Source organism: Shewanella morhuae (assembly GCF_900156405.1).
Lineage (GTDB): Bacteria > Pseudomonadota > Gammaproteobacteria > Enterobacterales > Shewanellaceae > Shewanella > Shewanella morhuae.
Genome location: NZ_FTNN01000011.1, coordinates 126848 through 134950, shown reverse-complemented (window position 1 = coordinate 134950; position 8103 = coordinate 126848). Strand labels below are relative to the sequence as shown.

The window sequence follows — 8103 nt, the reverse complement described above, 5'->3', positions numbered from 1 at the left end:
TATTGTCACTATGGCGCCTGTTCCGTGTTGACCTAGGACCGTATCAATTTCCCAATCGCCAAACCGTTCTCTGCTATCGACAATCGCGGGTCTTTCGTCAATCGATACTGCATTTTTTATCGTTGGCGCTTGTTCTGCTTTACCGCGACGATAGCGTTTATGTCCTTGACGTAAATGACGATAAAGTTTGCCGCCATTGCGTTTATTACGCGCTATGTAGCGATAAATCCACTCATGGCTAACAGGCTCTTTTACAAGACTCAATACATGCGAAATCTGCTCTGGACTCCAATCGAGTTGCAGCAATAGCAGCAGGCTCTCTATTCGTCGCTCAGGTATCGTATATTTAGCCGATTGACGCCTAAGTTCTACTGCTTTTTGATGTGACATCTTTGGGTTGCAGCGTGGTTGTCCTTGGCCGCGTTTTATCTCACGATACACGCTGGAGCGATGACAATGAATGCATTTGGCAATGATGGCTATCGAAAAGCCTGTTCTAACAGAACTGAAATCTGCTATCGTCTAGCTTCGGTCAACTGTTGATAATTCATGGTGATACTCTTTTACTTTGGCGAGATAAAGCGTACCAATTTTCAGCAGTTGGCTTCTTCTACACCTCAATTAGAGTGTCGCAGTTATTATCTGAACTCTGGACTATGGCTATTATTTGCCAGCATCAAGGCTTGTTCAAACGCATCAGTGAAAATTGTAATGGGTAGTAAATCTTCACGACAACGGCGATTACGCCCCAATAAAGATGACTCAACAAATAAATCAAACCATGTACTTAAGGCCTTACCATTAGCGGCCTCCCCCATTGCGCCTAATGCTAATGAAGCGACCTCAGCGGTGCCAAGTTGAAAATCATGACTGCCTTTACGCAATGCATAAGTTGCCAGCGTATCAGGATCGAAGGACAACAACGGCAACGCGTGTAAGTAAGGACTCTTACGAAACATCTTAATCGCTTCTCGCCAACTGCCATCGAGCATGATAAGCAGTGGCCGCTTACCTTGTGTTAGCATCGGCGGCGGGACTTGGCTCAAAACCGTTTGTCCTGGTTCTGCATACTGGGCTGGAAACACCAAAAATGGTTGATATTGTGGTGATGTTAATAGCGCCAATAACTCTGACTCTGGGGCGAGTCTTGACCAAAGAAAAGCATGGGTATCAGGGATTAAATCGGCAATTAAGCGGCCGCTATTAGTCGGTTTTAATACTTCGTCGTTATACATAATTAGCAAGAAACTGGCTTGAGTGTGTAACTGACGCCGTAGCGCACAGGTACAAAATTGCTCGCCTAATAGGCATAATGGACAACGGATTAGGCTTTTACCACGTGCACCAAAGGGCTTAGTCGAGATTGATTTTCGATATTGATATAAACGATGTACAGCATGGGGGGCTAAAGCCATAAAAACCAATTCTCTATTAAAACTTAATCGGGATCGCGATAATTAAGAGCCTAGATTTATAGCCTAAGCTATCTTATATCGCAGCTTCTCAGTTTATCTCTTGCTGATAAGAGGTGCAATTCATCCAAAATAAAAAGCCACATCTCTGTGGCTTTTTGGTGCATCATAAACGGTGATCCACTTAAAAAACTATAAAATACGTCGCAGTAAAAAGTCGGCTTTAAGGCGACGAATGCGGGTCATGATCTTTTTCACTGGCGCAGGATAGCTCTGTAACGTATCCACTTGGCTGTAGTGATATAACCGCTGTGTGTGTTCCAAAATATGGGCTTGCTCTGCTTCAAACTGGCTTTTCCAGCAGCCGGTCTCATCTTGGATCAATAAACCATTCTCTAAATCTAGCGCCCAAGCTCTTGGGTTCAAATTAGAACCCGTGATCAAATGTTTATTACCGTCAGCACTGATACCCTTGAGGTGATAACTGTTAATGCCATGCTTCCACAGATGAATATTTAACTGACCATTATCAATTGCCCATTGTTGCCGTTTAGCAAATTTACGTAGAGATTGCTCATACATATAAGGCAGCGCACCTATTGTAGAGAAATCCTGCTCGGGTGGAATATAAAAATCGTTAGCCGTTTTATCACCCACTACGATATCGATACGTTTACCTTTGCGTAAGTGCTTAGATAAAGCACGTACTAAAATATAAGGAGGGTTAAAGTAAGGAGTGCAGATAAACAACGACTCCTTGGATTCCTCCACTAAAGCCACCACCACTTTATTGAGCAGATTTTTCTTCCGCCCTAAACCCAGTAACGGGGTAATTCGATTACCTGCATTAGTTGCTTTAAATTGGTACTCAACGTCAGATAATCTCAACTTAAAGCTACGCATATCAGCTTTAGGAGGGAGCACTTCTTCTGCCGCTTCTTGCGTGAGCGAACACACCGCAGGATCAGCAATGATATTCGTCTGGATCATGGCTCGCATACTGCGGGCTAACTCCGCCGACTCAATCAAATGATAACGATCGAATCGATATTTATCATGTTGCTGTAAATAAATATTGTTAAGACTAGCACCGCTATAAATCACCGCATCATCAATAATAAAACCCTTAAGATGCAGTACGCCCATAAACTCACGCGACTTAACTGGCACACCTAAAACTTCAATTGGATGTTCAGCTTCAGCCATAACCCTGCGGTACATTAAATAGTTACCGCTATCGCCTTTGTGACCAATCAGACCACGCCTAGCGCGATGAAAATCAACTAACACTTTTATATCAAGTGCAGGATTAGCCGCTTTGGCAGCCATCAGCGCTTGTAATATCTCACGGCCAGCTTCGTCATCTTCTAAATACAGTGCCGCAATATAAATACTGTGCTTTGCGCTTGCAATGCGAGCAAGTAATTCTGCCTTGAAGCGGCATGGCGTGAGCAACCACGTTAAAGCCTCGGGTTGAACGGCTATTCCACCAAGCTTATCTAGCAAGGCATCCTCCTTTAAACATGCTGACCACCCCGATAAGAAGTACTGGGGTTAAGTGATAAAAACATCACCGCAATGTGAGTTAATTCTGGATAGGCCTCTATGACTGCCAGCCTGATCGTTTGTTCGACTTTTAGATGGATATCAGGATCCTTAGGAAACCAGAGTAATTCAACTTGGACGAAACGTTGATCAATTTTTCCATTTCGAAAACTGATGCTTGGGATCCAATCTAATGTGAAACTCTCTACATTACCTTTACATATATCCGCCAATGACTGCAGTAATGTTTGGCTGAATGCTGCAACGACCGTTTGTGGTAGGCCGCGCATACTAATATGTGGCATGTTTAGTTGTTACCTAAGAACCTAAAATCGTAAGGATTAGAAATTACCGACTTCACCCCGTCTCGGCAAGACTTTTCTCCCAAAAGTCCTCTTAAACCTCGCGGTTTTGTTGGTAATTTGACCTTAGACGATTTTATACCTGTAAAGTGAACACATTTAGGCAAAATATACTCGGATAGTACCTTTATCGCTACCCGCTTAAAAAGAGGCTTTTTTAGGTTGTAAAACCAACTATTATGCTTTTCACCACCGTATTTAACCCACGTTAATGGCGCAAAAATTGGCTAAAACGTCAATAACCTGATGGCTGAATCACAAAATACTCCTTTAAAACACTTGTCTTTCACCCTGAATAAGGTGTTTTAACGTAAACTAAAGCGACTTTTACTGATTAAACCACTGCCATAAAAGAGACAGAAAATGAATAAGAAAATCTTACTCACCCTAGCGCTAACATTGCTATTTGCTTGGGGAATTTTTCACTTTAAAGCCCAATTGGGATTATTCATCCTGCCACTGTTTATTGGGCTGGTATTATTTGTTACCTTACGTTTATACCGCTTAATGGAAAAGGATAATAATGAGGATTAGCCCTGTTCATGGCTATATCACACTCAGTTCCTTTTAATGTTGATTTGGACTGATTGGGTTGCTCGTTAAATGGATATGTTATTAAGAACTACACTGTGCACAGGATTAATCTTAGCTGCAAGTCATAATCTCACCTATGCAGAGCAAACTCAAAGTGATCTAGCACAATCATTGAGCCAAGCCGTCAGCGAATTAAGCCCTCGGTATTCTCAAGTTGCACTGCTTGCAATGGATATGGCTAATCGTCAAGTCATATATAGCCAACAGGCTGAAACACTTTTTATTCCTGCCAGTACTCAAAAGCTGCTCACGGCGGTAAGCGCTATGGCTCAGCTTGGTGCTGATTTTAGATATGTCACTGAATTATGGAGCGATGCTCCTATACGTAAAGGCCATATCGCTGGCAGTGTCTATTTGCGTTTTAGTGGCGACCCCACCCTCACTCAAGCCGATCTCAAAGCCATTTTTGCCAGTTTAGTCAAACAAGGTATTAACCGTATTGATGGGCATTTGTATTTAATCGGCGATAAACAGGAGCAATTACAAGCTCCAGGCTGGGTATGGGATGATCTAGGGATTTGCTTTGCTGCGCCAGTATCGAGCTACATTATTAATCAGAATTGTATCTATGGTCAGTTCAGCCCTAGCACCGCCAATAAACCCTCACAGGTAAGTCTACGAACGGGAAGCTACGGTATAAAAATCAGTAGTGATGCCGTGTTTGATCAAAAGGCGATCCGTGAATTTTGCCAGCTCGATTTGATGCGATTAGGCCAAAATAGCTACCACCTACGTGGCTGTTATCCAGGTGCTGAGGCTATTCCATTAGCGATTGCAGTGACAGACCCACTTAAGTTTGCTCAAGATACTCTGACCTTTCAACTTAAGGGGGAGATGTTACTGGCAGGTAAGGTTCAACTCGGGGCAAGTTTACCTAAAAAGGCAAAACTCATTGCCAGCCATAGCTCAGCGCCGTTACCAGTATTGCTAGATACTATGTTACTTAAATCAGATAACTTAATCGCCGACAGTTTGTTTAAACAACTGGGTAAAAGTTATTTCAATACCCAAGGCAGCTTTACCAATGGCGCGGTAGCGATGAACCGCATTTTAACTGATTTAGGGATTGATTTAACCAATGCCAAGATTGTCGATGGCTCGGGATTATCACGCTATAACTTGCTTAATGCTAAGCAACTCGCAGCCGTTCTTACGTTAATGCATCAAGATAGTCGCTTTAGTCCATTAATGGCCAGTTTGCCGCAAGCAGGCGTGAGCGGTACGTTAAAATACCGTTTAGGCTACAATAAGCCCCCACTTAAACAGCAAGTTTTTGCCAAAACAGGGTCAATGCAAGGCGTATCTAATCTCGCAGGTTTTATTCGCTTGCCACAGCGTAGCGACACGCTATTTGTGGTACTTGAAAATGGTATGAGTCCTGATGTCAAAAAACAACATAAAATGTCTTTTAATGCTGAGTTTCTGCAGCACTTAATTTCAATACTGCAATTGCCCTCACCGACCACTGAAGTAGTTAATATCGCAATAAACTAGCTCATATTTCAGCTTGAATACTTGAATAACTGCTACAACTGCAATAAAAAAGCACTGAAAACTCAGTGCTTTTAATTTACTAAAGTTAACATATATTGATTAAAACAACTCCGCCGGCATCGCCATTGTGGTTGTGTCACCCGCGCGTACTTGGGCGATATGATAATCCGCTTTAGGCAATAACTTATCAAAATAGAACTTAGCTAAGTAATTTTTCTGCTCGGCAAAGACTTTATCTTCGTGGTCGGTCACTTTATCGACCATAGCCAACCAGTAAAATCCATAAAGCGTGTAACCAAAGGCATCTAAAAAGTCGACCGCGCAGGCATTAATTAGCGCTGGCTGAGCTACTTTATGCTGATTAACTGACTCAGCAACAACGACTAATGCATCTAAACGTGAGCTCACTGCTGCCACTTTCACAGCATCAACATGGGTAAATGCTCGCATTTGTGCCTTTAAGTCAGCCACAAATTCGTTTAACGCCGCTAGATTATCGCCAGTGACTTTACGACCAAGAAAATCAATTGCTTGAATACCATTCGTGCCTTCATAAATCTGTGCGATACGGGTATCACGCACTAATTGCTCAATGCCGGTTTCACGAATATAACCATGTCCACCAAAGACCTGTTGAGCCATGATAGTGGCATCTAAACCGCGATCAGTTAAAAATGCCTTAGCAACTGGGGTTAATAATCCTACATAACGCGCCGCTTTGGCTTTAACATCATCTTGAGCATATTTAGCTAAATCAAGCTGTTGCCCTGTAAATACCGACAAAGCACGGCCAGCTTCTGTCATGGCGCGTATGGTAAGCAACATACGGCGCACATCGCCATGAACGATAATTGGATCGGATTCACTACCGGTTGGCGATCCGCCAGCGGCAACGCCTTGATTACGCTCTTTAGCGTAATCGGCTGCCATTTGGTACGCTGCCTGAGCACTACCAAGCCCTTGAATACCAATCGCTAAACGTTCGTAGTTCATCATAGTGAACATACACACTAGGCCGCGATTAGGCTCACCAATCAAGTAACCTTGGGCGTTGTCATAATTCATCACACAGGTCGCAGAACCTTTAAGGCCCATTTTGTGCTCAATAGAACCGACTGATACACCGTTTGGATTAGCTAAGTTGCCATCAGTATTAATCAATATTTTAGGTACAAGGAAAAGTGAAATCCCTTTGCTATCAGGCAATTTAGCTAACACTAAATGAATAACGTTTTCAGTTAAATCATGATCGCCACCCGTGATAAAAATCTTACTCCCAGTAATGGCATAACTGCCATCGTCATGTGGCAGTGCGCGCGTGCGAATACTACGCAAATCAGAACCTGCTTGCGGCTCTGTCATATCCATAGCACCAGCCCATTCACCGGAATATAATTTAGGTAAATAGGCTTTTTTTAATGCCTCGCTGCCGTGGGCATTAATACATAAAGCCGCCCCAGCCGTTAACGAGCCATAAAGTGTAAAGGCATTGCAGGCGCTGTAGGCCATTTCATCAACTAAGATCCCCAGCATTTTGGGCATGCCCATGCCACCAAACTCAGCGTCACCACACAAACCAATCCAGCCGCCCTGCGAATACTGTTCATAAACGGCCTTATAACCATCAGGAGTGATCACTTGATTATCTTGATGCAACACGCCCTGCTCATCGCCGCTCCGGTTCAGTGGATGGATTAAGTCACTGCTAATTTTTGCCGCTTCTTCAAGAATGGCGTTCGCGGTATCGATATCGACTATTTCAGCAATATCAGGCAATTGTGCCCAAGTAGTAGGAGCATCAAATACCTGTTCTAGCAGGAAACGCATATCCGTCAACGGGGCTTGGTAAGGGTTCATTGGTAGACTCTTAAACGTAGAATTAAAACAGTTGTTTTAATTTATACCAGTTCAATGTAGAAAACAATCTCATTACAAATACAACCGCGAATAATATCCCCCTAACTAGCCTCAACTTTCGAATAGCGGTAACTTTTAAGCTGGGTTAGATATAAAAGTGTGTGAGCTAAGTACAAATTAAACCCATAAAAAAACCCTTAAGCAATCTTAAGGGTCTCTATTTTATAAGTTATACAACTGAATTGTCGCAGCGTCAGCTCACGCTTACGACCATTACCACATTAAATCATCTGGAATCGCATAATTAGCATAGGGATCATCTTCAACCACTACGGCTTTAGCGCTATCCTGTTGCCATAAATATCCGCACCATTGTGGCACTAACAGTTTCACTCGCTCAGCTAACTTATGCGGTACTAAGTAACTCTTGTCTTCGTAACGCACTATACCTAACTGCCCTTTGAGTAATTCTGCCTGTAATTTTTCATCTACATATAAAGAATAGATTTTATTATCAAGAGTATAGTTAAATTTAACTTCAGCATAGGCAGGAATTTTAATCGCAAACTGGGTGAACTCTGTGATTAATCCGCGCACTTGTCCACGCTCTGATGCTTCGGCAAAACGTTGCTCATTGAGCGCTTTATCTTTTTGTGCCTGCAAACGTTTTTGCTCTGCTACTTCTTGCTTAAATACACCAGAGCCATCGTCTATGCGTGATTTTTTGTCACGGCGTTGTTGGGTTTTAAGGTCTCGCGCCTTTTGTTTACTGGCAAGCCCAGCTTTGAGTAATTGCTCTTGTAATGCATTAGCCATGGATCATTACCTATTTAATCTAT

Annotated in this window: 7 protein-coding genes and 1 pseudogene; 2 read left to right on the top strand and 6 right to left on the bottom strand. The window is 42.8% G+C overall.

Going from position 1 to position 8103, the window contains the following annotated elements; translation table 11 throughout:
* The 4 genes and pseudogenes from BW947_RS13675 to BW947_RS13660 all read right to left on the bottom strand — a co-directional run.
* A pseudogene (locus tag BW947_RS13675) lies at window positions 1-512 on the bottom strand (IS30 family transposase); the annotation flags it as partial.
* A 126-nt stretch (window positions 513-638) separates the two neighbouring features.
* On the bottom strand, window positions 639-1415 hold the full coding sequence (locus BW947_RS13670) for a tRNA-uridine aminocarboxypropyltransferase (RefSeq protein ID WP_076500449.1): 777 nt from the start codon (window positions 1413-1415) through the stop codon (window positions 639-641).
* Window positions 1416-1604: 189 nt separating this feature from the next.
* A complete protein-coding gene (gene pssA, locus BW947_RS13665; RefSeq protein WP_076500448.1) occupies window positions 1605-2918 on the bottom strand; it encodes a CDP-diacylglycerol--serine O-phosphatidyltransferase in 1314 nt (437 codons plus the stop codon).
* 11 nt (window positions 2919-2929) lie between these two features.
* Window positions 2930-3262, bottom strand: a complete 333-nt coding sequence (locus tag BW947_RS13660; RefSeq protein WP_076500447.1) for a DUF1904 domain-containing protein — start codon at window positions 3260-3262, stop codon at window positions 2930-2932.
* A 420-nt stretch (window positions 3263-3682) separates the two neighbouring features.
* On the opposite strand from BW947_RS13660, the gene BW947_RS18655 reads away from it, so the two are divergent.
* Together BW947_RS18655 and dacB are read left to right on the top strand one after the other, a co-directional pair.
* Window positions 3683-3853: a hypothetical protein gene (locus tag BW947_RS18655; RefSeq protein ID WP_107882899.1), complete on the top strand. Its 171-nt coding sequence runs from the start codon at window positions 3683-3685 to the stop codon at window positions 3851-3853.
* A gap of 69 nt (window positions 3854-3922) precedes the next feature.
* Entirely contained in the window at window positions 3923-5407 is a 1485-nt protein-coding gene (dacB, locus tag BW947_RS13655; protein WP_076500446.1) for a D-alanyl-D-alanine carboxypeptidase/D-alanyl-D-alanine endopeptidase, read from the top strand.
* A 99-nt stretch (window positions 5408-5506) separates the two neighbouring features.
* Here the strand turns inward: dacB and BW947_RS13650 are convergent, their stop codons facing one another.
* Both BW947_RS13650 and BW947_RS13645 read right to left on the bottom strand, forming a co-directional pair.
* The gene (locus BW947_RS13650) at window positions 5507-7264 is read right to left on the bottom strand and encodes an acyl-CoA dehydrogenase family protein (protein WP_076500445.1); all 1758 of its coding nucleotides are present in this window, start codon (window positions 7262-7264) and stop codon (window positions 5507-5509) included.
* 273 nt (window positions 7265-7537) lie between these two features.
* Window positions 7538-8080, bottom strand: a complete 543-nt coding sequence (locus BW947_RS13645; protein WP_076500444.1) for a DUF2058 domain-containing protein — start codon at window positions 8078-8080, stop codon at window positions 7538-7540.
* Window positions 8081-8103 lie beyond the last annotated feature (23 nt).